This window comes from Sphingopyxis sp. MWB1, from assembly GCF_000763945.1.
GTDB lineage: Bacteria > Pseudomonadota > Alphaproteobacteria > Sphingomonadales > Sphingomonadaceae > Sphingopyxis.
In genome coordinates, this window is sequence record NZ_JQFJ01000002.1 from 764,306 (window position 1) to 788,601 (window position 24,296).

General features: G+C 64.2%; 31 protein-coding genes. 11 read left to right on the top strand and 20 right to left on the bottom strand.

Translation table 11 applies throughout. From position 1 onward, the window contains the following. Positions 1-23 precede the first annotated feature (23 nt). The 3 genes from JV18_RS0104530 to JV18_RS0104540 all read right to left on the bottom strand — a co-directional run bounded on the left by JV18_RS0104530 (position 24) and on the right by JV18_RS0104540 (position 2,998). Positions 24-503: an asparaginase domain-containing protein gene (locus JV18_RS0104530; protein ID WP_033073581.1), complete on the bottom strand. Its 480-nt coding sequence runs from the start codon at positions 501-503 to the stop codon at positions 24-26. 122 nt (positions 504-625) lie between these two features. Beyond that, positions 626-2,242: a lysine--tRNA ligase gene (locus JV18_RS0104535; RefSeq protein WP_033073582.1), complete on the bottom strand. Its 1,617-nt coding sequence runs from the start codon at positions 2,240-2,242 to the stop codon at positions 626-628. Between the two features lie 207 nt (positions 2,243-2,449). Continuing rightward, positions 2,450-2,998, bottom strand: coding sequence for a hypothetical protein (locus tag JV18_RS0104540; RefSeq protein WP_033073583.1), 549 nt, complete (start codon positions 2,996-2,998; stop codon positions 2,450-2,452). Between the two features lie 212 nt (positions 2,999-3,210). On the opposite strand from JV18_RS0104540, the gene JV18_RS0104545 reads away from it, so the two are divergent. The 3 genes from JV18_RS0104545 (at position 3,211) to JV18_RS0104555 (ending at position 7,001) form a co-directional block, all read left to right on the top strand. Then, entirely contained in the window at positions 3,211-3,579 is a 369-nt protein-coding gene (locus JV18_RS0104545; RefSeq protein ID WP_033073584.1) for a PilZ domain-containing protein, read from the top strand. A 72-nt stretch (positions 3,580-3,651) separates the two neighbouring features. Further along, positions 3,652-6,402 (top strand): ATP-dependent DNA helicase, encoded by a 2,751-nt coding sequence (locus tag JV18_RS0104550; RefSeq protein WP_033073585.1) that lies wholly within the window; start codon positions 3,652-3,654, stop codon positions 6,400-6,402. A gap of 53 nt (positions 6,403-6,455) precedes the next feature. Continuing rightward, a complete protein-coding gene (locus tag JV18_RS0104555; RefSeq protein ID WP_033074947.1) occupies positions 6,456-7,001 on the top strand; it encodes a SixA phosphatase family protein in 546 nt (181 codons plus the stop codon). On the opposite strand, the gene JV18_RS0104560 is transcribed toward JV18_RS0104555, so the two are convergent. Next, a complete protein-coding gene (locus JV18_RS0104560) occupies positions 6,984-7,643 on the bottom strand; it encodes a TetR/AcrR family transcriptional regulator (RefSeq protein ID WP_052071735.1) in 660 nt (219 codons plus the stop codon). The two genes, JV18_RS0104555 and JV18_RS0104560, sit on opposite strands and share 18 nt — an antisense overlap. A gap of 84 nt (positions 7,644-7,727) precedes the next feature. Here JV18_RS0104560 and JV18_RS0104565 point away from each other — a divergent pair, with 84 nt between their 5' ends. Beyond that, a complete protein-coding gene (locus tag JV18_RS0104565) occupies positions 7,728-8,345 on the top strand; it encodes an NAD(P)H-dependent oxidoreductase (protein WP_033073586.1) in 618 nt (205 codons plus the stop codon). Positions 8,346-8,365: 20 nt separating this feature from the next. Here the strand turns inward: JV18_RS0104565 and JV18_RS0104570 are convergent, their stop codons facing one another. The 5 genes from JV18_RS0104570 to rpmF form a co-directional block, all read right to left on the bottom strand. Continuing rightward, positions 8,366-8,725, bottom strand: a complete 360-nt coding sequence (locus JV18_RS0104570; protein WP_033073587.1) for a MerR family transcriptional regulator — start codon at positions 8,723-8,725, stop codon at positions 8,366-8,368. A gap of 77 nt (positions 8,726-8,802) precedes the next feature. After that, the gene (locus JV18_RS0104575) at positions 8,803-9,096 is read right to left on the bottom strand and encodes an integration host factor subunit alpha (protein WP_033073588.1); all 294 of its coding nucleotides are present in this window, start codon (positions 9,094-9,096) and stop codon (positions 8,803-8,805) included. A 160-nt stretch (positions 9,097-9,256) separates the two neighbouring features. Then, positions 9,257-10,222, bottom strand: a complete 966-nt coding sequence (locus tag JV18_RS0104580) for a beta-ketoacyl-ACP synthase III (RefSeq protein ID WP_033073589.1) — start codon at positions 10,220-10,222, stop codon at positions 9,257-9,259. Further along, positions 10,219-11,253, bottom strand: a complete 1,035-nt coding sequence (gene plsX / locus JV18_RS0104585) for a phosphate acyltransferase PlsX (protein ID WP_033073590.1) — start codon at positions 11,251-11,253, stop codon at positions 10,219-10,221. The genes JV18_RS0104580 and plsX overlap by 4 nt, the downstream gene beginning before the upstream one ends. Positions 11,254-11,275: 22 nt before the next feature. Beyond that, positions 11,276-11,455 carry a 50S ribosomal protein L32 gene (rpmF, locus tag JV18_RS0104590; protein WP_011541714.1) on the bottom strand — a complete coding sequence of 60 codons (180 nt, stop codon included), beginning with the start codon at positions 11,453-11,455 and terminating at the stop codon, positions 11,276-11,278. A gap of 360 nt (positions 11,456-11,815) precedes the next feature. Between rpmF and JV18_RS0104595 the strand changes: the two genes are divergently transcribed. Continuing rightward, positions 11,816-12,256, top strand: coding sequence for an MAPEG family protein (locus JV18_RS0104595; protein ID WP_033073591.1), 441 nt, complete (start codon positions 11,816-11,818; stop codon positions 12,254-12,256). Between the two features lie 27 nt (positions 12,257-12,283). On the opposite strand, the gene JV18_RS0104600 is transcribed toward JV18_RS0104595, so the two are convergent. Continuing rightward, complete coding sequence (locus tag JV18_RS0104600) at positions 12,284-12,955, bottom strand: MBL fold metallo-hydrolase (protein ID WP_033074949.1); 672 nt, start codon at positions 12,953-12,955, stop codon at positions 12,284-12,286. 481 nt (positions 12,956-13,436) lie between these two features. On the opposite strand from JV18_RS0104600, the gene JV18_RS0104605 reads away from it, so the two are divergent. Next, the gene (locus JV18_RS0104605) at positions 13,437-13,781 is read left to right on the top strand and encodes a GIY-YIG nuclease family protein (protein ID WP_033073592.1); all 345 of its coding nucleotides are present in this window, start codon (positions 13,437-13,439) and stop codon (positions 13,779-13,781) included. A gap of 71 nt (positions 13,782-13,852) precedes the next feature. Here JV18_RS0104605 and JV18_RS0104610 read toward each other — a convergent pair whose 3' ends face one another. The 3 genes from JV18_RS0104610 to ygfZ all read right to left on the bottom strand — a co-directional run bounded on the left by JV18_RS0104610 (position 13,853) and on the right by ygfZ (position 15,823). After that, entirely contained in the window at positions 13,853-14,410 is a 558-nt protein-coding gene (locus JV18_RS0104610; protein ID WP_033073593.1) for a retropepsin-like aspartic protease family protein, read from the bottom strand. A 35-nt stretch (positions 14,411-14,445) separates the two neighbouring features. Then, the gene (locus JV18_RS0104615; RefSeq protein ID WP_033073594.1) at positions 14,446-15,027 is read right to left on the bottom strand and encodes a hypothetical protein; all 582 of its coding nucleotides are present in this window, start codon (positions 15,025-15,027) and stop codon (positions 14,446-14,448) included. Positions 15,028-15,094: 67 nt separating this feature from the next. After that, complete coding sequence (gene ygfZ / locus JV18_RS0104620) at positions 15,095-15,823, bottom strand: CAF17-like 4Fe-4S cluster assembly/insertion protein YgfZ (RefSeq protein ID WP_033073595.1); 729 nt, start codon at positions 15,821-15,823, stop codon at positions 15,095-15,097. 58 nt (positions 15,824-15,881) lie between these two features. Between ygfZ and pyrC the strand changes: the two genes are divergently transcribed. After that, complete coding sequence (gene pyrC / locus JV18_RS0104625) at positions 15,882-16,904, top strand: dihydroorotase (protein WP_033073596.1); 1,023 nt, start codon at positions 15,882-15,884, stop codon at positions 16,902-16,904. Positions 16,905-16,915: 11 nt separating this feature from the next. Here the strand turns inward: pyrC and rarD are convergent, their stop codons facing one another. Both rarD and JV18_RS0104635 read right to left on the bottom strand, forming a co-directional pair. Continuing rightward, the gene (rarD, locus tag JV18_RS0104630; RefSeq protein WP_033073597.1) at positions 16,916-17,836 is read right to left on the bottom strand and encodes an EamA family transporter RarD; all 921 of its coding nucleotides are present in this window, start codon (positions 17,834-17,836) and stop codon (positions 16,916-16,918) included. Between the two features lie 16 nt (positions 17,837-17,852). Next, complete coding sequence (locus JV18_RS0104635) at positions 17,853-18,074, bottom strand: hypothetical protein (RefSeq protein ID WP_033073598.1); 222 nt, start codon at positions 18,072-18,074, stop codon at positions 17,853-17,855. A 199-nt stretch (positions 18,075-18,273) separates the two neighbouring features. Between JV18_RS0104635 and JV18_RS0104640 the strand changes: the two genes are divergently transcribed. The 4 genes from JV18_RS0104640 (at position 18,274) to JV18_RS0104655 (ending at position 20,748) form a co-directional block, all read left to right on the top strand. Then, positions 18,274-18,690, top strand: a complete 417-nt coding sequence (locus tag JV18_RS0104640; protein WP_033073599.1) for a glycine zipper 2TM domain-containing protein — start codon at positions 18,274-18,276, stop codon at positions 18,688-18,690. 229 nt (positions 18,691-18,919) lie between these two features. After that, positions 18,920-19,471 carry a GNAT family N-acetyltransferase gene (locus JV18_RS0104645; RefSeq protein WP_033073600.1) on the top strand — a complete coding sequence of 184 codons (552 nt, stop codon included), beginning with the start codon at positions 18,920-18,922 and terminating at the stop codon, positions 19,469-19,471. Further along, the gene (locus JV18_RS0104650) at positions 19,468-19,911 is read left to right on the top strand and encodes a DUF1330 domain-containing protein (RefSeq protein ID WP_033073601.1); all 444 of its coding nucleotides are present in this window, start codon (positions 19,468-19,470) and stop codon (positions 19,909-19,911) included. Before JV18_RS0104645 ends, JV18_RS0104650 begins: the two co-directional genes overlap by 4 nt. 87 nt (positions 19,912-19,998) lie before the next feature. Then, positions 19,999-20,748, top strand: coding sequence for a hypothetical protein (locus JV18_RS0104655; protein WP_052071737.1), 750 nt, complete (start codon positions 19,999-20,001; stop codon positions 20,746-20,748). 165 nt (positions 20,749-20,913) lie between these two features. On the opposite strand, the gene JV18_RS0104660 is transcribed toward JV18_RS0104655, so the two are convergent. The 5 genes from JV18_RS0104660 to thiS form a co-directional block, all read right to left on the bottom strand. Further along, positions 20,914-21,096 carry a CsbD family protein gene (locus tag JV18_RS0104660; protein WP_033073602.1) on the bottom strand — a complete coding sequence of 61 codons (183 nt, stop codon included), beginning with the start codon at positions 21,094-21,096 and terminating at the stop codon, positions 20,914-20,916. A 120-nt stretch (positions 21,097-21,216) separates the two neighbouring features. Beyond that, positions 21,217-22,257 (bottom strand): rod shape-determining protein, encoded by a 1,041-nt coding sequence (locus JV18_RS0104665; RefSeq protein ID WP_033073603.1) that lies wholly within the window; start codon positions 22,255-22,257, stop codon positions 21,217-21,219. A 181-nt stretch (positions 22,258-22,438) separates the two neighbouring features. After that, positions 22,439-23,296: an amidohydrolase family protein gene (locus JV18_RS0104670; RefSeq protein WP_081944679.1), complete on the bottom strand. Its 858-nt coding sequence runs from the start codon at positions 23,294-23,296 to the stop codon at positions 22,439-22,441. A gap of 3 nt (positions 23,297-23,299) precedes the next feature. After that, on the bottom strand, positions 23,300-24,070 hold the full coding sequence (locus tag JV18_RS0104675; RefSeq protein ID WP_052071738.1) for a bifunctional sulfur carrier protein/thiazole synthase protein: 771 nt from the start codon (positions 24,068-24,070) through the stop codon (positions 23,300-23,302). After that, positions 24,067-24,270 carry a sulfur carrier protein ThiS gene (gene thiS / locus JV18_RS0104680; protein ID WP_033073605.1) on the bottom strand — a complete coding sequence of 68 codons (204 nt, stop codon included), beginning with the start codon at positions 24,268-24,270 and terminating at the stop codon, positions 24,067-24,069. The genes JV18_RS0104675 and thiS overlap by 4 nt, the downstream gene beginning before the upstream one ends. Positions 24,271-24,296 lie beyond the last annotated feature (26 nt).

Consider the following 24,296-nt stretch of genomic DNA (forward strand, 5'->3'; position numbering starts at 1 on the left):
GGGCTTATTACCTCTGCGATCGCTTATTGCGCGACGAAACGGGCAGCGGCCCGGTCCTTTTCGGTGGTGGCAGGATCGAAAATCATGCCGTTCATCGCAACATAGACGCCGGGCGGCAGGGTCTGCACCGCTGCGAGCGCGAAACCGACGTTGAATTCGGCATCGCTCGCGCGCACCGATGCAGGCTGCATCGCGCCGGTGAGCACGATGGTCTTGCCCGCAACCGCCTGAAGCACGCGGCCCGTCTGCACCATCGTGTCGGTGCCATGAGTGACGAGAATCTGCGCCGCATCGCTTGCCGCCACGGCGGCGCAGATCGCCTCGCGGTCGGTGTCGGTCAGCTCCAGACTGTCCTTGCGCATCAACTGGGTGACGCGGTGGGGGGCGTGGACATTATTTTCGCGCAGCATGTCGGGGATCGCCGCGGGGCCGATCTGAAATTCGGACAAGGCATCGAAATAGACTTTGTCGATGGTTCCGCCGGTGGTGAAAATCTCGATCATGTTATTCCCCAAGTCATTGCGAGGAGCGCAGCGACGAAGCAATCCCTCGATATCGCCCCGGTGCAGGGCCGATGGCTGGGGATTGCTTCACCCGGCTTTCGCCGGGTTCGCAATGACGTCTCCTATGCCAAGGCCTCTGCGATCAGGCGGCGCACATTGTCGATGCCGAACAGGGCGATGAAGCTGCCCATGCGCGGGCCCGCGCTCGATCCCAGCAGCGTTTCGTAAAGCGCACGGAACCAATCGCGCAGATTTTCAAAGCCATAGGCTTCATTCTTGCCAATTTCATAGACGATATTCTGCAGATCGTCGGCCGAGGCATCGGCGGGCATGTCGGCAAGCCGCGCATCAAGTTCGCGCAGCGCATCGGCCTCGCTGCCTTCGGGCTTGCGGCGCTTCAGCGTCGGCGCGACATAGTCGCGGTTATAGGCCATGGCATTGTCGATCAGCCCGTCGAGTTCGGGATAGCGCGCGGCATCGGCGCCCGCGACATATTGGCCGAGATAGCGCCAGATCTGCTCCTTTGACGCATCGGCGCCCATCACCCCGACAAGGTTGAGGAGCAGGCCGAAGGTGACCGGCAGAACGGTGTCTGGCACCGCCTGCCCGCGGGCGACATGGACATGATGCACGGGATTGCCGAGCTTCTTGTCAGGTGCCTGCGCCGGATATTGCCCACGCATCTGCAGATATTCGTCGACCGCCTTCGGGATCACGCCGATGTGCAGCTGCTTCGCCGCCTTGGGCTCGCGATAGGCATAAAAGGCAAGGCTTTCCTCGCTGCCATAGCTCAGCCATTGCTCGATCGACAGGCCATTGCCCTTTGACTTGGAGATTTTCTCTCCCTTTTCGTCGAGGAACATTTCATAGATCAGCCCCTCGGGCTTGCGGCCCCCGAGTGCCTTGGCGATCTTGCCCGACTGGACGCCGCTGTCGGTCAGATCCTTGCCATACATTTCATAATCGACGCCGAGCGCGACCCAGCGCATCGCCCAGTCGACCTTCCATTGCAGCTTGGCACCGCCGCCGAAGATGCAATGGGTGATCGTCTCGCCCTCATCCTCGAACGAGACAAGGCCCGCATCGGGGTCGACGACGGCAACTGGCACCTGCAGCACAACGCCCGATTTGGGGCTGACCGGCAGGATGGGCGAATAGGTCGCCGCGCGTTCGGCGCGCAGCGTCGGCAACATAATGTCGAGGATGTCCTGATTGTGACGCAGCACATTGGCAAGCGCCGCGTCAAAGGCGCCCGACTGATATTGCTCGGTCGAGCTCACAAATTCATAATCGAAGCCGAAGCGGTCGAGAAATTCGCGCAGCATCGCATTATTGTGATGCGCGAAGCTTTCATATTTGCCGAAGGGATCAGGAATGGCGGTCAGCGGCCGCCCCAGATGTTCGCGCAGCATGTCGCCATTGGGGACATTGTCGGGCACCTTGCGAAGCCCGTCCATATCGTCGCTGAACGCCACCAGCCGCGTCGCCGCCGGCGTGCCATGGGCATCGGCGGTCAGCGTTTCAAAGGCGCGACGCACCATCGTCGTGCGGAGCACTTCGTTGAAGGTGCCGATATGCGGCAGGCCCGAGGGACCATAGCCGGTTTCGAATAGCACTGGTGCCCCACCCGCTTTTCCGTCGGGATAGCGTTTTAGCAGCTTGCGCGCTTCCTCGAACGGCCAGGCCTTGGAAGTTTGCGCGGCGTCGCGCAGCGATGGGTGAAGATGCACGTCAGTCATGGCTGGCCCATAGCGGCAAGACGGGCGGAACCGAAAGCCGAATTTTTAGGAAAAAACCCGCTTTGTCCTTGCGAGAAACCCGGATGCCGTCCGGGGAGCGAGGCAATCTCCAGCCGTTCGCCGTACAGGGGAGGACGAAATATATGGCTGGAAACTGCTTCTCCCGGCTTTCGCCGGGCTCGCAATGACATTGAGCGAAGGAAGGCGTCAGGCGATCAGATCGAGCTGACGCGGGCCTTGCGCGCTGGTCTGCGCGACGAGCGCATACATGGCGCGGGCGGCGATTTGCGCGCCCGAGAGCGCTGCACCCGACAGGTCGGCATCGGCGGCAGCCGCCGGATCGCGGCTTTCCATCTCGCTGCGGACGAGCCGCGACAAATTGGTGTCGGACCGGGCCGACGCCTCGGCCGCGCGATTCCGCTCGGCGAGCGAGGGGCCTTGCGGCGCGGGCTTGCTCGCGGCGCTGCCGCTGGCGGAAGCACCCGAAGCCCCCGGCGAACCGGACGCGCCCGAAGCAGCCCCACTGCCCTGGCTGCCGCCCGCAGGCGCTGTGCCCCCGCTGTCTTCGGATGCGGGCGGCGTGGAACTGGCCGGAGGCGTGTTATTCTGCGGCGGGGTCTCGCCCGTCTGGCCCGTTCCACCCGCCTGATTGGAAGGCGGAGGCGGGCTGGGCTCGCCCGGCTGGGCCGGTTCGCTTGGGCGGGGGCGCGAGCCGCCGCCGGGGGATCCCAGGATGGGACCGATCAACAAGGACATGCTGTCTCCTTCATTCGCTAGCCTGAATGGCAGATGGCGTCCGTTTGGGGACGCGCGGTTAAGCCGGATACGAAGAGACAGGGTTACAAAGGCGTTAGCCCTGTTTCGGGACAGTTTTGAAAAGGCCATGGGGGAGCGCGCTCTCAGCCTTCGCCCAGGTACGCGGCGCGCCGCTTACCGGATATTTACCATATTGCCGCTAGAAAAAGGTCATGACTCACGCCCAGCCCGCCCGTCCGCGCCTGCACAAGCGCACGCCGATCGCCATCGAGGTCACCGTCAATGGCGTGCTGAACCATGTCGATGGGCGGATTACCGATTTGTCCGAGGGCGGCGCGCGGATCGACGGCGCGAGCCTGCCGGTGCGTTCGCGCTGCGCCATCCATTATGGCGGCGAAGTCGTCTATGCCACGGTCATCTGGTCGGAGCGCGACCGCATGGGCGTGCGCTTCCCCTTTGAACTGACCCATGGCCCCCTGTATCGCGCGCTCGAAACCGCCCGCGCCGCTGTGCCCACCGGCCCCGCGCAAGTCTTCGCGCAAAGCCGCACCTCCTTCTTTGGACGGCGCGGACTGAGCTAAGCCGCCGCCCAAGCGTCTCAATCCGCCTCCCGGCGGCTTGCCGCCCTGCTGCTATGCCCCTAGCCTGGAGCCATGGCTCCCCTCGCCCTTTCCCTGCCCGCGATTCATGCGAGCCATATCGGCATCTGGATCGCCGAACCCGCCCGCGATGACGCCCCCTCGACGGTGCGCCGGGTGGGACGCGGCGAAGCCATGGCGGCGGTCGCGGCGACGCCGCATATCCTGCTGGGCGCGCCGCTGACCGGCGACCGGCTGGGCTATCCCGAATTATCGGGGCTCGACCTGCTCGAACTTTTCGCCTTTCTCTATCCCGCGCGCTTCACCGTCCCCACCCCCGGCGGGCTGGCCGAGGCGCTGGGGCTGACCGCGCCGCAAGCCGAAGCCGATATCGCCGCCTTTCTGCCGCAGGCCGCCGCCGCAATGCTCGGCAGCCTGAGCGACCCCGCATGGCCCGAACGCGAGGGGGCGTGGGATGGTCTGCAAGCGCTCATCCGTCAACGCTGGGCGTGGGCGCCGCTGCTTCAGCCGCATCTGGCCAAGCCGCAGCGTCCCGAACGCTGGCTGTTCACGCGGCTTCCCGAATGGGAGGAACAGCCCCCGCGCGCGCAGCCGCGCACCACCCGTCTTTCTCCCGAAGCCGTGGCCGCCCGGCTCGACCGGCTGACCGGCGCAAGCGCCGAACGCCGGACAGGCCAGCGCGATTATGCGCTGGCGGTCGCCGATATTTTCGCGCCGCGCGAACGCAAACAGGCGCCGCAGATGCTGGTCGCCGAAGCGGGAACGGGGATTGGCAAGACGCTGGGCTATCTCGCCCCCGCCAAGCAATGGATCGAGGAGACGGCGGGCGGGGTCGCCATTTCCACCTATACCAAGGCGCTCCAACGCCAGCTCGCGCGCGAGACCGAGCGGCTTTACCCTGATCCCGCCACCCACCGCGAAAAGGTAGTGGTGCGAAAGGGGCGCGAAAATTACCTCTGCCTGCTCAATCTGGAGGATGCGCTGCAGGGCGGCTTTTCGGGCCGCGCGGCAATATTGGCACAGCTTGTCGCGCGCTGGGCCGCCTATACGCGCGATGGCGACATGGTGGGCGGCGACCTGCCCGGCTGGCTTCCCGCGCTGTTTCGCCGCAATGGCACCACCGCGCTGACCGACCGGCGCGGCGAATGTATTTATGCGGGCTGTCCGCATTTCCGCAAATGCTTCATCGAACGATCGGCGCGCGCGGCGGCGCAGGCCGATATTGTCATCGCCAACCATGCGCTGACGATGGTGCAGGCGGCGCGGCCCCGCGACGGCGCGGGCGCCGCATCGCGCCTGATCTTCGACGAAGGCCATCATCTGTGGGATGCCGCCGACAGCATGTTCGCCGTCGCGCTGACCGGGCAGGAAGCAATTGAAATCCGCCGCTGGGTCATGGGCCCCGAAGGCAAATCGCGCGGGCGGCGGCGCGGGCTGGCGGCGCGGCTGGCCGATGTGGCGAGCTATGACGAGGCGGGCGAAAAGGCGATTGACGCCGCCGTGAACGCCGCGGGGGAACTGCCCGGCGACGGCTGGCTTGCCCGGCTGGCGGAGAATGACCCATGGGGCGCGATCGAACGCCTGCTCGCCGCCGTGCGCACGACCGTCTATGCGCGCAGCGCCGAAACCAAGGGCGGCGATGCGGGCTATGGGCTGGAGACCGAACTCGCCGAACCCGATGCGCCGCTGGTCGCCGCCGCCGCTGACGCCAGCGATGCGGTCGAGGCGCTGCTGCGTCCGCTCATGGCGCTCGGCAAAAGGCTGGAGGCGCTGATCGAGGATGCGCCCGACTGGCTCGACGGGCAGGCGCGCGCGCGCATTGAGGGCGCGCGGCACAGCCTGGCCACGCGGATCGACACGCTCGCCGCCTGGGCGGCGCTGCTGGGCCGCGTCGGCGGCCCCGCCGATCCCGATTTCGTCGACTGGCTGGCGGTCGACCGCTATGACGGGCGCGAATATGATTGCGGGCTGCACCGCCACTGGCTCGACCCCGCGCGCCCCGTGGCGGCGCTCGTCTATGGCCCTGCTCATGGCGTGCTTGTCACATCGGCGACGCTGCGCGGCGCGGGGCATGGGGCCGATGGTTGGGACGATGCCGATATCCGCACCGGCGCGCGCCATGTCGCGGGGCCGGTCGGCCATTTCGCCGTCCCCAGCCCCTTTGACTATGGCGAACAGGCCGAAGTGCTGATCGCCACCGATTTGCCGCGCGGCGACCTCGCTGCACTGGCCGGCGCATACAGCCGCCTGATCGAGGCATCGGGCGGCGGCGCGCTGGGATTGTTCAGCGCGATCCGGCGGCTGCGGGTCGTTCACGCCCGCATCGCCGACCGGCTGGCGCGCGCGGGCCTGCCGCTCTTTGCCCAGCATGTCGATCCGCTCGACACCGGCACGCTGGTCGATATTTTCCGCGCCGACCCCCATGCCTCGCTGCTCGGCACCGATGCGCTGCGCGACGGGGTCGATGTGCCGGGCGAGTCGCTGCGGCTTGTGGTGATGGAGGGCGTGCCCTGGCCGCGCCCGACGATTCTTCATGCCGCGCGCCGGGCCGCACAGGGGGGCAGCGCCTATGACGATGCCGTCATCCGCGCGCGCATCGCGCAGGCGTTTGGGCGGCTGATCCGCCGCGCCGATGATTTCGGGCAGTTCGTCATGCTGTCGGCCAGCTTTCCCTCGCGCCTGCTCAGCGCCTTTCCCGAAGGCACGCCGATCCGCCGCCTGCCGCTCGACGAAGTGGTCAACCGCGTCGCCGCCGCCAATGTCGAAAGACGAAAAAGCGCCTATGCCGCCTTTCCACCCGCCTGACTTTGGGGCAAAAGGCGGCGGATTCGGGCGGGCAGACCAGTGCGGGAGCGATTTTGAAAAATTTGACCATCCTTCGCCACGCCAAATCGGGTTGGGATGCGCCGGTGGAGCGCGATTTTGACCGTCCGATCAATGCACGCGGCCGGCGCGGCGCCGAACTGGTTGGTCAATATGCGCGGCGCGAAGGCTTTGCCATCGACCGCATCATCGCCTCGCCCGCGGTGCGCGTGACGCAGACGCTCGATATTTTCCGGCCCGCCGCCGGGCTCGACGCGGTGGAGCCGCATTGGGAAAGGCGCATCTATCTCGCCTCCGCCGTCACCCTCCTCGACGTGATCCGCGAAGCGGGACGCGATGCCGATCATCTGATGATCGCGGGACATAATCCGGGGCTGGAGGATCTGATCCTGCTGCTCGTGCCCGAGCGCGAGGATGACGAGCTGCGCGCGGCGGTCGACGAAAAACTGCCCACCGCCGCCCTCGCCCGACTGGAAATCGACATTGACGACTGGCGCCAGCTTGACTGGAAAATGGCGCGCCTGACCGCCTTCATCCGCCCGCGCGACCTCGACCCCGCCTTGTCACCCGCCATCGACTAAGGCGTGCACGCGGGGCGGGGTATCGCCGCTGCGTTCGACCGTCTGGACGATCAGCGCGCACAGCTCCGCGCACGCCGCCGCTTCATCGAGATCGCCCGCCGCCGCCCCGCGCGACAGCGCCTCGGCCGCCCCCAGCATGGCGCGCAACGCTGCGGGTCGCAGGTCGTGCGGCTCTGCAAAGGGCGCCAGCAGGCGGCGACATTTCGCCATAAAGGCCTGTTCATGCTCACGGATCAGCGCGCTCATTTCGGGTGACCCCGCCAGCGCCGCCAGAATGCCCGGAATCTCCTGTCCCTGTCGCACGATGCATTCGACATAGGCATGAGCGATCACCGCCGCGCGCGTATCCAGCCGCGCCTCTGCCTCGCGGAGCGCGCTATCCATGGTTTCGGTCTGCCGCCGGTCGAAATCGCGAAACAGCGCCGCCAGCAACCCTTCGCGCGACCCGAAATGATCATAGACGACGGGCTTCGTCACCCCTGCCTGTTCGGCCAGCCGCCCCAATGTCAGTGCATCGGCCCCTTCGGCCCCCAATATTCGCCAACCCGTATCTATCAACTGTTCGAACCGCTGATCGCGCGACAGTCGCTTGCGGGGGGCGCCCGGGGTTCCGGCAGGGGGTGACGCGGACGCAAATGTCATGACGGTTGACAGGCCTTATATACCAATAGTAACTTACTAAAAGTATATAACGTCTCTCCCCTCCCCACAACCCAAGGAATCGTCATGCACAGCCTCATCGCCCTTTCCCATCCCAATCCCGCTTCTTTGACCCATGCGGTCGCCACCGCTCTGCGCGAAGCCATCCTTGCCGCCAGCCCCGGGAACAGCGTCGAAACCGCCGATTTGCATGCCGAAGGCTTTGATCCGCGATTTTCCCCGTCAGATGCGGCGCATTTCGCGGGCACGGCTCCCCTGCCCGCCAGCATCCGGGCCGAACAGGCGCGGATCGACCGGGCTGACGCGCTGATCCTGGTCTATCCTGTTTACTGGTGGACCATGCCCGCGCTGATGAAAGGCTGGATCGACCGGGTTTTCGCCAATGGCTGGGCCTATGTTGAAACAGCGGAGGGCAAGGTGGAAAAGCGGCTGCAACGCCTGTCGGTCCATCTGGTCGCCATTGGGGCGGCGGACCTTAATACCTATGCCAAATATGGCTATGACCGGGCGATGCAGACGCAGATTGAAACAGGGATTTTCGGCTATTGCGGTGCGAATATCGGTTCCTCGACGCTTCTGCCCCTGCTCGATACGCGGGAACCGGGTCAGCTTGTCGCCGCCGCGCGAGATCTCGGCACGCGCATCGGAACCCCGCACGCGGCGGCAGAGGCAAGCGCCGCCTGAGCCCAGCCGATACGACCTCTCTATCGTTCCAGCGCAGCCGCCAGCCGGTCGCGCAGTGCGACCAGCTTTTCCACTTTAATCGCTGCGGGCGGAGCGGAGGGCGCAGCGGCCGGCAAGGCCGATGGTGCTTCCTGCTCTGCTGTCGCGGCAGCGCCCTGGGCTTCTGCCTCAGCGAGCGCCTTGCGCGCGCCCTCGACTGTAAAGCCTTTTTCGTGGAGCAAATGGTGGATGCGCGTCGCCAGGGCGACATCGGCGGGGCGATAATAGCGGCGACGGCCCGATCGTTGCAGCGGCTTTAATTGCGCAAAGCGGGTTTCCCAATAGCGCAAAACATGGGTCGCGACGCCCAGGCGCGCGGCCAGTTCGCCGATGGAGAGCATTGCGCTGGCAGCCTTGCCCTCCGGGCCTTTATCGGGGCCGGATGCTGCAGACCTGCCGTCAGCCATGGCCCTGGCGCTTATTTGCCCGCGACACGGGCGCGCATCGCCTGGCTGGCGCGAAATGTCATCACGCGGCGCGGCAGAATCGGCACTTCAACGCCGGTTTTGGGATTGCGGCCGATGCGCTGCGCCTTGTCGCGCAGAACAAAAGTGCCAAAGCCAGAAATCTTCACATTCTGCCCGTTGGTCAGCGCATCGGACATATGTTCCAAAATCGATTCGACGATATTTGCCGATTCGTTGCGCGACAGGCCGATCCGTTCGTGAATACGGGTAGCGATATCGGCGCGGGTAAGCGTACCTGCTGTCATGATGTTCCTTCCCCCCTCCTGAAAGCGGATGAACCCAATAGCATCGGACGCACCAATGTCGCGAGTCCTTGGGAACATTGTAACAAAAGCGAATTAATCCGCCAAACTGAAATGGATGGAGCGGAAAGTTAAGACGGAAAGGCCGCAAAAGCGCGCCGGGTCACACGCGCAGGATTGCTGCGCCCCAGGTAAAACCCCCGCCCATCGCCTCCAGCACCACCAGATCCCCGCGTGTAATTCGTCCGTCGCGCACCGCCTGATCGAGCGCCAGCGGCACCGATGCCGCCGAGGTATTGGCATGCTGATCGACCGTCAGCACCACGCGCTCGGCAGGCAGGTTCAGCTTCTTTGCGGTAGCGTCGATAATGCGCTTGTTCGCCTGATGCGGGACGACCCAGTCGATATCCGATGGCGAAAGGCCGACATCGCCCAACACTTCCCCCAGAACCGACGCCAGATTGACAACCGCATGACGAAAGACTTCGCGGCCCTGCATTCGCACATGGCCCACCGTGCCGGTGGTGGAAGGACCGCCGTCGACATAAAGCTTTTCGGCATGCTTGCCCTCGGCATGAAGGCGGGTCGCCAAAATGCCGCGATCATCTGCCACCTCTTCGGCCGACAGGACAATCGCGCCCGCGCCGTCGCCGAAGAGAACGCAGGTGGTGCGATCTTCCCAGTCGAGAATGCGGCTGAAGGTTTCGGATCCGATCACCAGCGCATGTTTGGCGGCGCCCGTCCGCAGCATCGCGTCGGCGACCGAAACGGCATAAAGAAAGCCCGAACAGACCGCCGCCACGTCAAAGGCAATGCAATCGGGAGCATCGAGCAGCGCCTGCACCTTGGTCGCGCTGGCAGGAAAAGTATTGTCGGGCGTCGCGGTCGCGAGGATGATCAGCCCGATGTCAGACGGCTGAAGCCCCGCGGCTTTCAGCGCCTCGCGCGCAGCCGCCGCGCCCAATGTCGCGGTCGTTTCATCGGCTTCGGCAATATAGCGAAAGCGGATGCCTGTGCGTTCGACGATCCATTCGTCGCTGGTATCAACACGCTCGGCAAGTTCGGCGTTGGAAACGCGGGTGCGCGGCAGGGCGGACCCTGTGCCGGCCAAAATGGAACGCAGTGTCATGCCGCGCTACCGCGGCGGAAATTGGCAAGATCCTCAGTCACCTGACGGGTTATATCCTTTTCGACCAGTTCGGCGCAAAGATGAACCGCATTGGCGACCCCTTTGGCATCGGCGCTTCCGTGGCTTTTCAGCACCACCCCGTTCAAGCCCAGAAAAACCGCCCCATTGTGATTATTGGGGTCCAGATGATGGCGCAGCAGTTCGGTCGCGGGGCGCGAAATGAGAAAACCGATTTTCGATCGCACCGACGAAGTGAAGGCGCGGCGCAACAGGTCGGTCACGAAACGCGCCGTCCCTTCGATCGTCTTTAGGGCGATATTGCCCGAAAAGCCATCATGGACGACGACGTCAACATCGCCGCGCGATAATTTATCGCCTTCGATAAAGCCCGCAAATTCCATCGGAAGCCCTTGAGCCCCGCGCAGCAAGGCTGCCGCGTCGCGAATCTGATCGGTGCCCTTCATCTCTTCGGTGCCGATATTGAGCAGCGCGACGCGGGGGCGCTCCAGCCCCATGGCGGTGCGCGCATAGGCGGCGCCCATCACGGCAAATTGCGTCAGATTGGTGGCGTCGCACTCGGTATTGGCGCCAAGGTCGAGCATGACAACATCATTGTCGCCCAGCGACGGCAGCAGCGCAGCGAGCGCCGGGCGGTCGATGCCCGGCATGGTGCGCAGCGCAAGCTTTGCCATCGCCATCAGCGCGCCAGTATTACCAGCGGACACAGCCCCGCCCGCATCGCCGCGTTTTACCGCGTCGATGGCAAGGCCCATCGAACTGCCCCGTCCGCTGCGCAGCGCCTGGCTTGGCTTTTCTTCACCCGACACCACTTTATCGGTGTGAATAATGTCCGAAGCAGCGCGCAGATTGGGATGGTGGTCGAGCGCGGCTTTGATCCGCTCCTCGTCCCCGACCAGTAGAAAGCGCAGCTGGTCATGCCGGTGGCGCGCCATGGCAGCGCCCGCGCACATGACGCGGACGCCCACGTCACCGCCCATCGCATCGATCGCGATTCGCGGTGGCAAGCTCATGCTGTCGCCCTCCGGCTAGCTATTATGCGCCGACCGACACCACTTCACGGCCATTATAATGGCCGCAGGCGTTGCAGAGGTTGTGCGGACGCTTCAATTCGCCGCAATTGGGGCATTCCTGAAAGGCTTCAACCTTCAGGCTGTCGTGGCTGCGACGCATGCCGCGCTTGGAGGGCGAAGTTTTTCGCTTGGGGACGGCCATGATATTTCCTGCATTCTTAACTGTTTAACCGAATCGGCGAACCCGGACATGTCGCCCCCCGCTTACTGGGGAATGACTGGCCCGCCCGCCGCGCCAAAATCTTCTTTCTGCCCCGATAAAGACAGGAAGAATCTTAGCCGGAAGGTGCCTCAACGCCAGAAGGTGTCGGGTGCCGGATCGGGCGCGGCTATAGCGTTTTTGCCCGCAAAGGCAAGCCCTGACGGTCGCATGGACGCTTTAGGTCGCCGCGCGGCTCCCCGCCGCCCGCCTTCGGGCGCGGGACTTGCCCTATGCGGGCCATGCTGTCACACCCGCCGCCGGAAACTCGCCGCACGGGCGAGAAGATAGCGGGGAAACGCCATGTTTATTTTGCCTGTCAGCCTGACAATCGCGGCGGGGGCCGCGCTACTCAACCTCTGGCTGATGATGCGCGTGGGGCGCGTCCGGACACAGGAAAAAATCTCGGTCGGCGATGGCGGCAATGAACGATTGCAACGCCGGATGCGCGCGCACAGCAATTATATCGAGAATACGGCCTTTGTCCTGATTCTGCTCGCGCTGATCGAGCTCGCGATCGGCTCCTCGCTTTGGCTCTGGGCGGTCGGCGTGCTTTATCTGGTAGCGCGCATCCTCCACGCCTTTGGCATGGACGGCATGGGCTGGGCGCGCATGGCAGGCACGCTGGGTTCGATGCTGGTGCAACTTGGCCTTGCGATTATCGCGCTCGTTTCGGTTTATACGGCGACCGGAAAGCCGGTCATCACCGAAATTGGCGAGACCGAGGTTGTCCTGCCCCAATGATTTTTCTGCGAGCGGGCGCGGGCGCCTTCAGCCGTTCGCGCCCACCACCGCATCGCCGACAAAGGGATTGGTGCGCCGTTCCTGGGCAAAGCTGCTGTGCGGACCATGGCCGGGCAGGAAAATCGTCTCTTCGCCCAGCGGCCACAATTTCTGCGTGATCGAATCGAGCAATTGCTGATGATTGCCGCGCGGAAAATCGGTCCGACCGATCGACCCTTGAAACAGCACATCGCCGACGATCGCCAGCTTTGACGGGCCATGGTGAAAGACGACATGCCCCGGCGTGTGGCCGGGGCAATGGATGACGTCGAGCGTCAGATGGCCCACCGTCACCTGATCGCCATCGACCAGCCAGCGGTCGGGCTCGAAAATTTCGCCGACCATGCCGAACCGCGCGCCATCCTCGGCAAAACGCTCGATCCAGAAACGGTCATCCTCATGCGGCCCTTCGATGGGCACACCCAATTCCTTCGCCAGCATCCCCGCCTGGCCGCAATGGTCCATATGGCCATGGGTGACGAGGATCTTCTCCACCTCCACCCCCGTCTGTTTGACGGCATCCTTCAGCTTGTCGAGATCGCCGCCGGGGTCGACAAAGGCGGCCTTGTTGGTTTCGGTGCACCAGAGCAGGGTGCAATTCTGCTGAAAGGCGGTGACAGGAACGACGGCGGCCTTGAGCGGTGGAGTGGGAGCATTCATGCCCGACATGTGGAGAAAAGCCTGGGCAATGACAAGGGGCGGCACGCTTTGCACTGCCGCCATCCGGGCCTTGACCCGCCCGCCATCCGGAGCTGGGCCCGGTCGTCATCCCGGGCTTGACCCGGGACCCGCCTTCCTTCTTGCGTCGCCCCCATAACTCGCCGCACCGAAGGGGTTTCAACATGCGTGGCCCAAGGCCTGCGTGCCATAAGCAACTTCGCGCAGAGGCGCAGAGAACGCAGAGAGGATGAATTTCGCGCGGAGGCGCGGAGACGCGGAGAGACGGCTTTTATAAGAAACGCGGGCCTCCGGTGGTCCGGGACGTCTCACCATTCAGGCCCTTTTATTGTGCGGCTATGCCGCTCCTCTTCTTCACTCCGCGTCTCCGCGCCTCCGCGTGAGCCCCTGTAACACTCCTCGGGCTTGACCCGCCCGTCATCCCGGGCTTGACCCGGGACCCGCCTTCCTTCTTGATGCGGTGATGGAACGCGGCCCCTGCGTCTATATTCTCGCGCGATCTTCCCACGGCACCTTGTACACCGGGGTTACGTCGAACCTTGTTCAACGCGTCCACCAGCATCGCGAAGGGACGTTCGGCGGCTATACCAAGGATTATGGAATCAAGCGGCTGGTCTGGTTCGAATGCCATGAGACGATGGAAGCCGCCATCCTGCGCGAAAAGCGCATCAAGCGATGGCTACGCGCATGGAAATATGATCTGATCCACACGATGAATCCCATGTGGCGCGACCTGGCCGAAGATTTCGGCTTCGATCCGCTCCCGCTGGGAAGAGAAAAGGCGGGTCCCGGGTCAAGCCCGGGATGACGACGGGGTCAAGCCCGGGATGACGACCGGGTCAAGCCCGGGATGACCTCGGGAGAGGAGCGCAGCCCCCCTCACCGCAAGGTCATGGTATCGCCTTCGATGTTCACCGCGTCGAGCCGCGACAAAAAGCTTTGGCCGAGCAGCGAGACGCCCATGTCGGCGTCGATCACCGCGGCCTGCACCCGGCGCTTTTCGATGCCGTCGACCGCGACGCTGTCGAGCATGACGGGGCGCAGCGGGACGGTGCCGCCCGCGGTATTTGCGTGCCCGCCGATGCGCAGGCTCGCAACATCAATCCCCAGCGTTTCGGCATCGCGGCGGGTGAGTGCGATGATCGACGCGCCGCTGTCGACCATCATGCGGATGCGGCGTCCGTCGATGCTGGCGTCGGCATAGAAATGCGAATCCCTTGCCCGGCCCAGCCGGACTTCGCCGCCTGCGCTGCGCTGCGCGGTGCCGGAGGACCAGCCGCCCTTCGTCCGCGGCTGGGTCGTCCAATTGTCATGATTGCCCGAAACCGTGCCGCCGCTTTCGGTCTCGGCAAGCGTGGGCGTTCGGCTGGCGCATTTCGCCATGCCGACCGACAACGCCGCGATGAAAAAGGCCAGGCCAAAAAAACGTCCGATCATGGCCGGGCCTATGGCACAAAGACGTTGGGCTTTGGTTAAGCAGGGCCGATGCCCGGCCCGTCGATAAAGGCGCGCCAGCGCGGCATATCCTCGCGCAGCGAATAGGCGATGCGCGCGCAGGCATAGCCGCGCCCCGGCGCATTATCCGCCTGTGCCGCCACAGCGGGCCGCGCGTCGCCCCCGGCGGACCAGCAGATCAACGCTTCGGCCTCTGGCCCCGCCGCCAATTCGCTGCGTTCGGCTGGTGAATAGGCCGCGGGCGGTGCCCAGCCCAAAATATGCCGCCGGATGGGTGCATCGTCCGTCATCAAGGGGGCAAAGACGCCCTCCGGATCGTCAAGCAGGGCCGCGACCCGCAGCCGATCATTTTTACTCAGCCAGATCCCGCCCAAGAGGGGGCCCCAGCGCCGTTCGTCGCGCGAACGCAGCGCGGCGAGCAGATCATCGGCAGCGCGCTCAAAATAGGGACGCCAGCGCGAATCCACCGCCAGCGGCGCCAGCCGCGAAGGCGCGGTTTTTTCCTCTGCCACGGGTGCGGGCCAGGCAGCCGATGTGCCGGACGCTTCCGCCCCGGCCAGCGGGGGGAGCAACAGGGAGAGAGCAAGGGTGAAGGACATGCGCCGCAGCCTATCAGCCGTGCGGCCTGCTGTCATGCAGTGCGCGGAGCCTTTGGGGGCAGAACCCTTATCCCCCGGTCGCCGCCAACCCTTCGCGCAGCCAGCCGGGGGCGACCGCTGCATCAATGGCCTCGACGCGGCGATGCTCGACCGACCAGCCGAGATCGGGATAGGCGATCATCTGGCGCTTTTCATCGGCCTCGGCGATGGGGACGACGACCAGCCGCCGGTTGACCTTTTGCCGCCAGTTCATCCGCGCGGTATTTTCCTGCCCGACATAGCAGCCCTTGGCAAAGCTCACGCCGTTGAGCTCGGCGGCATTGCATTCAAGCCACAGCGTCGCGCCGTCGCCCAGTTCGGCGCGCCCTTCGGTGACGCCCAGCGACAGGCGATGCGCGCGCCAGTCGGCGTCGGCGCCCTCCCCCTCCTCTGGCGGCGCCAGCCAGCGCTGACCCAGATCGGAAAGCCGCGGGTCGGGGACACCCAGATCGCCCTCGCGCGCCCAATGCACCGCCAGCGCCTCTTCACGGGCGATGCTGATTGCGCGGCGCAGGCGATAGAGGGTGAGCCGCTTCGCCAGCGCGTCGGCGACTTCTGCCTCGCAGTCGATAAGGATATCTTCCTCATCACCCCAGATCATAAAATCGAACAACACCTTGCCCTGCGGGGTCAAAAGCGCCGCCCAGACGGGCAGATTGCCCGCGACATCATTGGTCACCAGCCCCTGCAGAAATCCCCGGACATCCTCCCCCGACAGACGAAGGAGCGCGCGATTGTGAAGGCTGGTATTGGTCATGACGATAATCTAGGGACGGCGCAGCCAAAACCCAAGCCCGCAATGACCGAGGTTCGCCATGACCGACCGCCTGACTATCCGCCGCCCCGACGACTGGCATGTCCATTTGCGCGACGGCGCCATGCTGAACCATGTCGCCCGCTATACGGCGCGGCAGTTCGCGCGCGCGATCGTCATGCCGAACCTGTCGCCCCCGGTCACGACGGTCGAACAAGGCAAGGCCTATCGCGAGCGGATTAATGCGGCGGTTCCGGCGGAGATGGATTTCACCCCGCTGATCGTCGCCTATCTGACCGACACGAGCGACGCCGCGGAAATGGCGCGCGGCCACGCGGAGGGGGTGTTCACCGCCGCCAAGCTTTATCCCGCCCATGCGACCACGGGCAGCGCGCATGGCGTCACCGACATCGCCAATATCCGCCCGGTTCTGGAGCGGATGCAGGACATCGGCATGCCGCTCCTGATCCATGGCGAGGTGACCGACCATGATGTGGATATTTTCGACCGCGAGGCGGTGTTTATCGAGCGCACGCTGGCGCCGCTGGTGCGCGACATGCCCGCGCTCAAGATCGTCTTTGAACATATCACCACGGCAGAGGCGGCGCAGTTTGTCGCCGACGCCCCCGCCAATGTCGCCGCGACGATCACGCCGCAGCATATGCACATCAACCGCAATGCCATGCTGGTGGGCGGCATTCGTCCCCATGCCTATTGCCTGCCCGTTGCGAAGCGCGAGCATCACCGGCTGGCGGTGCGCGCCGCCGCAACATCGGGTTCGCCCAAATTCTTCCTGGGCACCGACAGCGCGCCGCATGAGGTGCACACGAAGGAAAGCGCCTGCGGCTGCGCGGGAATTTTCAACGCGCCCTTCGCGCTTGAATCCTATCTCACCGCCTTTGACGAAGATGATGCGCTCGACTGGTTCGAGGCTTTTGCGAGCGAAAACGGCCCGCGCTTCTATGGCTTGCCCCTCAACGAAGGCACGGTGACGCTCGAACGCGCCGAAGTGACGGTGCCCGACCGCATCGGCGAGGTCGTGCCTTTTCATGCGGGCGAAACGCTGGGGTGGCGGCTGGTCTGATCCGCCGGCGCTCAGGCGATCTCGATCATCCGGCTCGCGCGCATCTTGCGCCACAGATCAAAGCTGAACACGGCGATGCTCGCCCAGATCAGCAGGAAGCAGATAAGCTGCGCGGGTTTGAGCGGTTCGCGGAACAGGAAAATGCCCACGAAAAACTGGATAGTGGGCGCCAGATACTGGATGAAGCCCAGCGCGGCATAGCTCATCCGCCGCGCGGCGGTGGCGAAGAGCAACAGCGGCACCGCGGTCACTACTCCAGCCGCTGCCAGCAACAGGCTGATCCCGGTGCTCGACCCGAAACCCGTGCCGCTGTCTGCGACCAGATAATAGGCGGCGGCGGCAAGCGAGATGGGCAGCAGCAAGGTTGTTTCGACCGCAAGCCCGGGAAGCGACCCCACCGGGGCAATCTTGCGCAGCAAACCATAGGTTCCGAAAGACAGAGCAAGAGTAACGCTGATCCAAAGGGTATTCAGCGCCCCTGCAAGGAGCATCGCCACGCCCAAGGCGGCCATAGCAACCGCCACACCCTGAAGGCGCGACAGTCGCTCGCCAAGAAATATCATGCCAAGCAGCACATTGATCAGAGGGTTCAGATAATAGCCGAGGCTGGCGGCAAGCACATGTTCGGTGAAAATCGCATAGATATAGACAAGCCAGTTGATCCCGATCAGCACCGCGCTGGCAAGCAGCAGGCGGAGCAAGCGCCAATCGCGAAAGGCAGCCATATATTCGCCGATCTGGCGGCGAAAGATCATGATGGCGAAGCAAAAGGGCAGCGACCAGATGATCCGCTGCGTCAACACCTCAACGGGTGGGACCGTTTCCAGCAACTTGAAGAAAATCGGGACGAAACCCCATATGCCATAGGCGGCAATCGCATAGGGCAGACCGCGCTGTTCGCTCCCTTGCGGAGACGGCGTTGGGGTCGTCATCGCCGAGGCCGTTCGATCAGATGATTCCGCCGCCCAGCATCAGGCGAATCACGCCAATGACCACGACAACGATGTTCAGATTGCGTCCGCTGGTGCTGCCCGACATTGCGCCGAGCGCCAGGCCGACCGCCGCAAAGGGAATGATGAGCCAATTGGCCCAGCCAAGCAGGGGGATGAATGCGACAACCGCCAGAATCAAAGCAATCGCACCGATGAGGAGAGAAGCGATATTGAGCATGGCGAATGTGTCGCATGAGCCAGCGACCGGGGCAAGACCAATTCGGTTCATCGACGGGCGCACTCGCTTCATCTTGTTGCCGCAGGTTCATGCAACATGCGGCACAAAACCCTCGTTCTTCACATCGAGCGTTCGCCCCGCCGGAGCCCGGATAGCGGCCCGAAAGGGAAAGAATGCCGGACCAGGAAAGGATCGAGTCATGAAAAAGATTACCAAGGGTTTGAGGGCCGCCGCAATGGCTACCGGCCTCACCCTCACCAGCCCCGTTCTGGCGGGCGTTCCGGGCGGCCTCGCGACTCCGTCCGCTGATATCGCGGCGGCGCCTATCGCGCTCGCTCAGGACAGTGGCTTTCACAAAAAGAATAAAAAGCACCGCCATTATGCTCGCGACCAGCGGATCAACCGCGACACGCGCATCTGGCGCGGCGATGACGGGCGTTATTATTGCAAGCGCGACAATGGTACGACCGGCCTGCTGATCGGCGGTGCGGTCGGTGGTCTGGCCGGCCATGAAATCGCCGGTGGCGGCGACAAGCTGCTTGGCACTATCATTGGTGCGGGTGCAGGCGCGCTGCTGGGTCGGGAAATCGATCGCGACAAATATCGCTGTCGCTAAATTTGCCAGGCCCCGGCAGAACACAGCATTCCGCCGGGGTCGGCCATATCGTCCTGGCGCATCCACCACCCCTCAATAATGCGCCGCGACGATGGGGGCGCCGACTTGGTCGGCGCCCCTTCTTTTCGAACGCAATCCGGTCCCTATCTGCGGCAGGCGCCCTTGCCCCTGCTCAAAACATGGCGCAAGGACAGAAAGAGAATATCTCCCCCGCCAAAAGGACTGCGCCATGCTCAACGGCCCCCTGCTCGTCACCCAGCGCCTGATCCTCCGCCCGCCCGCCCCCGAAGATTTTGACGCCTTCGCCGCCATGTGCACCGAAGAGGAGACAATGCGCTTTATCGGCGGCGCCTGTGCGCGTGCGGCCGCTTGGCGCCAATGGTGCCTTATTGCCGGCGCATGGCATATTCGCGGTTTCTCGATGTTTTCCGTGATTGAGCGGTCCACGGGCGAATGGATTGGCCGCGTCGGCCCCTGGGAACCCGAAGGCTGGCCCGCGCCCGAGGTCGGCTATGGCCTTTCGGCGCGCTTTGCGGGCAAAGGCTATGCCCTGGAAGCTGCGATCGCAGCTTGCGATTTTGCGGTCGAGTTTCTGAAATGGCCGCAACTGATGCACAGCATCGATGTCGACAATATTCGCTCGCAAGCGTTGGCAAAGCGGCTAGGCGCGACTAACAGCGGCCCGACCCGCCTGCCCGCCCCCTTCGAGGACGCGCGCGTCGACGCCTGGGTGCAAGGCGCCGAGGATTGGCGCATCAAACGCAACGAATTTCAGCCATGACCGCAGACCGCCATATCGACCCTGAGCGCACGCAGTTCGACGCCTTCAAGGCTCTGCCGCGCGACCGGGAAATCCATATGCTGAACCTTGTCCGCTTTCGGGGCGAGGCCGCCTATCCCACCGATCACCCTCTTGCGGCCAAAAGGCTGACGGGGGTCGAGGCCTATGCGCTTTACGGTGAGCATAGCGGCCCCGTTTTCCAGCGTGTCGGCGGCACCATTATCTGGCGCGGAAGGATGGAAACCATGGTCATCGGCCCTGATGCGGAGAATTGCGATACGCTGTTCATCGCCCGCTACCCCACCGCTTCGGCTTTTCTCGAAATGGTCACCGATCCCGTTTATCGGCAGGCCGTCGTGCATCGCCAAGCAGCGGTTGAAACCTCCCGCCTAATCCGCTGCGATGGCGAAGCGTCCCCTTCCGGCACAGTTTTTGGGTGAAGAAGGCTTGCCTCTTAACCCTGTTTGCTCACATCTTCTTAACCAAAGTCGGGCAGTTGCAAGGTAAATGTTAAGGGAGTGTTAGCGATGAAGTGGCGCGGAAAATGGCTGGTTGCCGGTTTGGTAATGGCCACGACGGGCCTCGGCGGATGCCGGGACCAGCCGGATAACAAAGCCGAACTGGCCCCGCTCGACGACGGCCTCGTCGAGGCCGACCCCGCTATCAAGGGCGCACTCGAAGACAAGATCATGGTCGATCCGGGCCTTGCCGACCCAGCGAACCGCAATGCGGTCACCCCCGGCCAGCGCCCCGCCGATGGCGCGGCTCCGGCGGTCGGCAGCGCTGCGGCCGCGCGCGCCGCCGAAGCTGCCGCAGCGCTGAAAGCCGGCAAGCTGCTCGCCGCGCCCAAGGCGCTGCCCTTTGAAGAAGGGTGCGAGGATTGCAAGGCGCAGAAACAGCCCGTCACCATCGGCGCGCTCGCCCGCGAACAGTCGAAAGGCACCTGCGACGCCAAGCTGACCTATAACAATGAATGGGCCGACCGCCTTCCGGCCGCGTTCAAAGTCTATCCGCGCGCGACGCTGCGCGAGGCAGCGGGGGTTGACGGTGGCAAGTGCAATTTGCGCGTGGTCAATTTCCAGACCGCCGCGCCCATCGCGTCGGTGTTCAACTATTATCACACCATGGCGGTGCAGGCCGGCTATTCGAGCGATCACCGCGTGCGCGGCGATGAACATGTGCTCGGGGGGACCAAGGGCGATCTCGCCTATGTCATCTTCGCCCGGCGCGACGCCAATATGACCGACGTCGATCTGGTTGCTTCGGGCGGGCGTTAACCCTTTCTCTCGCCCGAAAAGAAAAAGGCCCCCGCATTGCCGGGGCCTTTTTTGTCATTGCGCGCTCGGCGCAGGCCAAGGAAGCCATCCCTGTCCCGAAGCTCAAAGCGGCGGGCTGGGATTGCTTCGTCGCCGTGCTCCTCGCAATGACGGGGATTTGGCGTCTCAGACCTTGTCGCCCAGCGCGCCCTTGATCTTTCCGGCGAGATTCTGGCCTTCGCCGCGGCGTTCCTGCGCTTCGCCTTCGGCGCGGAGGCGGTTATTATCGGTCAGTTTGCCGGCGGCTTGCTTGGCGTTGCCGGCGGTTTCATTGGCGAGGCCCTTGGCCTTGTCGGTCAGTTCACCCATGGCATATCTCCTTGGTTGAGGGCGGGGCCGCTACCGCGACCCCATGACCGACCAACCGCCCGCCCCCGCCATTGTTCCGCTCCGCGCGCGCAAAGACGGTGAAGCGTTGATGGCCCGCAATCAGGCGGCCATCAAAATGCCGTGATAGCTTTGGTCCTCAAAGGCCTTCCCCGCGCCCATGGCGACACAGATCAGCGCCTCGTCGGCGACGCGCACGGGAAGCCCCGTTGCCTCCGAAATTGCCTGATCGAGATACCGAAGCAGCGCGCCGCCGCCGGTCAGCGTAATGCCTTCGTCGATGATGTCAGCGGACAATTCGGGAGCGGTGCGTTCCAGCGCATCGCGCACCGCGCCGATGATCTGTCCCACCGGCTCGGCCAGCGCCTCGGCCATTTCGGATTCGAAAATCTCGATCTCCGACGGCCGCCCGTTCACCAGGTCGCGCCCCTTGATCAGCATCGCCTGTCCGCGTCCTTCGGGCGCCACCGCACTGCCGATGGTCAGCTTGATGCGCTCGGCGGTCATTTCGCCGATCATCATATTATGCTTGCGGCGGACATGGGCAGCGATCATTTCGTCGAGCTTGTCGCCCCCCACCCGCGCGGATGCGCTATAGGCGATGCCGCCCAGCGACAATATCGCAACCTCGGTCGTGCCGCCGCCGATATCGACGACCATCGCGCCGCGCGGTTCGGTGACGGGCAGGCACGCGCCAATGGCCGCCGCCAGCGGCTCTTCGAGCAGGCGCACGCTCACCGCCCCGGCATTGGTCGCGGCATCGCGCAGCGCGCGGCGCTCGACCGGGGTGGAGCCTGACGGCACGCAGATGACGACATGGCTGCGGCGGCGCAGGCGGCTTGGCCCGCCCAGCGCCTTGTCGATGAAATGCTTGATCATCTGTTCGGCAATGTCGATGTCGGCGATGACCCCGTCGCGCAACGGACGGATCGCTTCGATATTGGCGGGGGTCTTCCCCATCATCGGCTTGGCTTCATTGCCGACCACCTTGACATGCCGCCTTCCGTCGCGCGTTTCGAGCGCGATCACCGACGGTTCGTTGAGCACAATGCCCCTGCCACGAACATAGATGACGGTGTTGACGGTGCCGAGGTCGATGGCGATATCTTGGCCGCTCGCCGCAAGCCAATGGAACAATTTCATAAAAAGCGGTGCCCTGCTGGTCCTGAACACAAGGGTCTGTCCGCCCCATGAGGGGCCATTCAAACCCCCGCGCGGGCCATGTGGACTGGGCTGGCTGCCGTCAATCGCCGCACCCGCTCAAGCGTGGGGTAAACGCGGTTAAAGGAAAAAGGGTAGAAAAAAAAGAGAGCCCTCGCGCCGCTCACTGATCGGACATAAAAAGCCGTCGGCCATTTTCGGACAGGATCTTCGCCCGCTCCTCGGCCGTCAGGCCCAGCTTGTCCAGCGCCTCGACCGTTTGCGCCAGGCTGAACTGCGGATAATCGGACCCCAGCAGCACATGGTCGATCCCGACATTGCGGATCGTCCAGACAAATTCCTCCGCGAGCGGGGAATCGGCGACAAGCGTGACGATGGCCGAAATGTCGAAATAGATATTATTGCCGAACAATCCTTCGGCGGTGCGCGCCATTTTTAATATGTTCCAGAAGCGGAAATTCGTTCCGCCCATATGGGCAAAGACAAATTTGGTCTGGGGCGCCTGCAGCGCGAGGTTGAATAATTTCTCGCTGTCGCCGCCGGGGACGATATGGGCATTGTCCATCACCACCACCAGCTTCAGCGCCCCGGCCTTTCGTACCAGCGCGAGCACGCGCGGGTCGGCGGGGTCAAATTTCTGGGTGTGCGGATGAATTTTCAGCACGCGGACGCCCAGCCCCGCCACCCGCTCCAGCTCCGCAAGGGCGGCATCGCCATCATAGGGGTGCACCGTCGCAATCGGAACGATAGCGGGATGGGCCCTGGCGAGCGCGATCAGCCCGTCATTGCCGCGCCGGATTGCTTCCGGGTCGCCCGCCAGCGCCTGATTGGGGCCGCCGAACCACATGGCGCCGAAGCCGCTGACCTCCTGTCCGTCGCGGGCAAGCTGCGCCTCATAGTCCGCAACCGATTCAGCGCCGTTCCACAGATGGACATGGCTGTCGAAAGATTGCTGCGCGAACGAAGCAACGGGAAAAAGCAGGAGCGCCGCGGCAACACCCCCATGAAAAGCGCGGCGCATGACTCAGATCAGCCCGGCGAGCGGGCTCGACGGGTCGGCATAGCGCCGCTGTCCCATGCGGCCCGCCAGATAGGCGTCGCGCCCGGCCTCGACCGCCGCCTTCATCGCGCGCGCCATGCGAATGGGATCCTTGGCTTCGGCAATGGCGGTGTTCATCAGCACGCCATCACAGCCCAATTCCATGGCGACCGCCGCATCGCTCGCCGTGCCGACGCCCGCATCGACGAGCACCGGCACCGAGGCACCCTCGACGATCAGGCGGATGGTCACGCGGTTCTGGATACCGAGGCCCGAGCCTATCGGCGCGCCCAAAGGCATGATCGCGACCGCGCCCGCATCCTCCAGCTGTTTCGCCGCAATCGGATCATCGACGCAATAGACCATCGGCAAAAAGCCTTCCTTGGCCAGCACCTCGGTCGCCTCCAGCGTTTCGCGCATATTGGGGTAAAGCGTCTTCGCCTCCCCCAGCACTTCCAGCTTCACAAGGTCCCAGCCCCCGGCCTCGCGCGCGAGGCGCAGCGTGCGGATCGCATCATCGGCGTTAAAGCAGCCCGCCGTATTGGGCAGATAGGTGATCTTTTTTGGGTCGATATAATCGGTCAGCATCGGCGCCGTCGGGTCCGACACATTGACGCGCCGCACCGCGACGGTGACGATTTCCGCCCCCGACGCCTCGACCGCGGCGGCATTTTGTTCAAAATCCTTGTATTTCCCCGTGCCCACGATCAGGCGCGAGGAAAAGCTCCGCCCGGCAACGCTCCATTGGTCGGTCAACAACCGCCTCCTACGAAATGAACGATTTCCAGCGCATCGCCCTCGGCAAGCGCCACATCGGCCAGCGTCGAGCGCGGTACAATCTCCCGATTGCGTTCAACCGCGACCTTTTTGACGTCCAGCCCCAGCGAGGCGACCAGATCGGCAACGCTGCCTTCGCGCACCTGCCGCGCTTCGCCATTGAGAATGATCGAAATCATCGGATCGCCTGCCTGTCCTCGCTCTG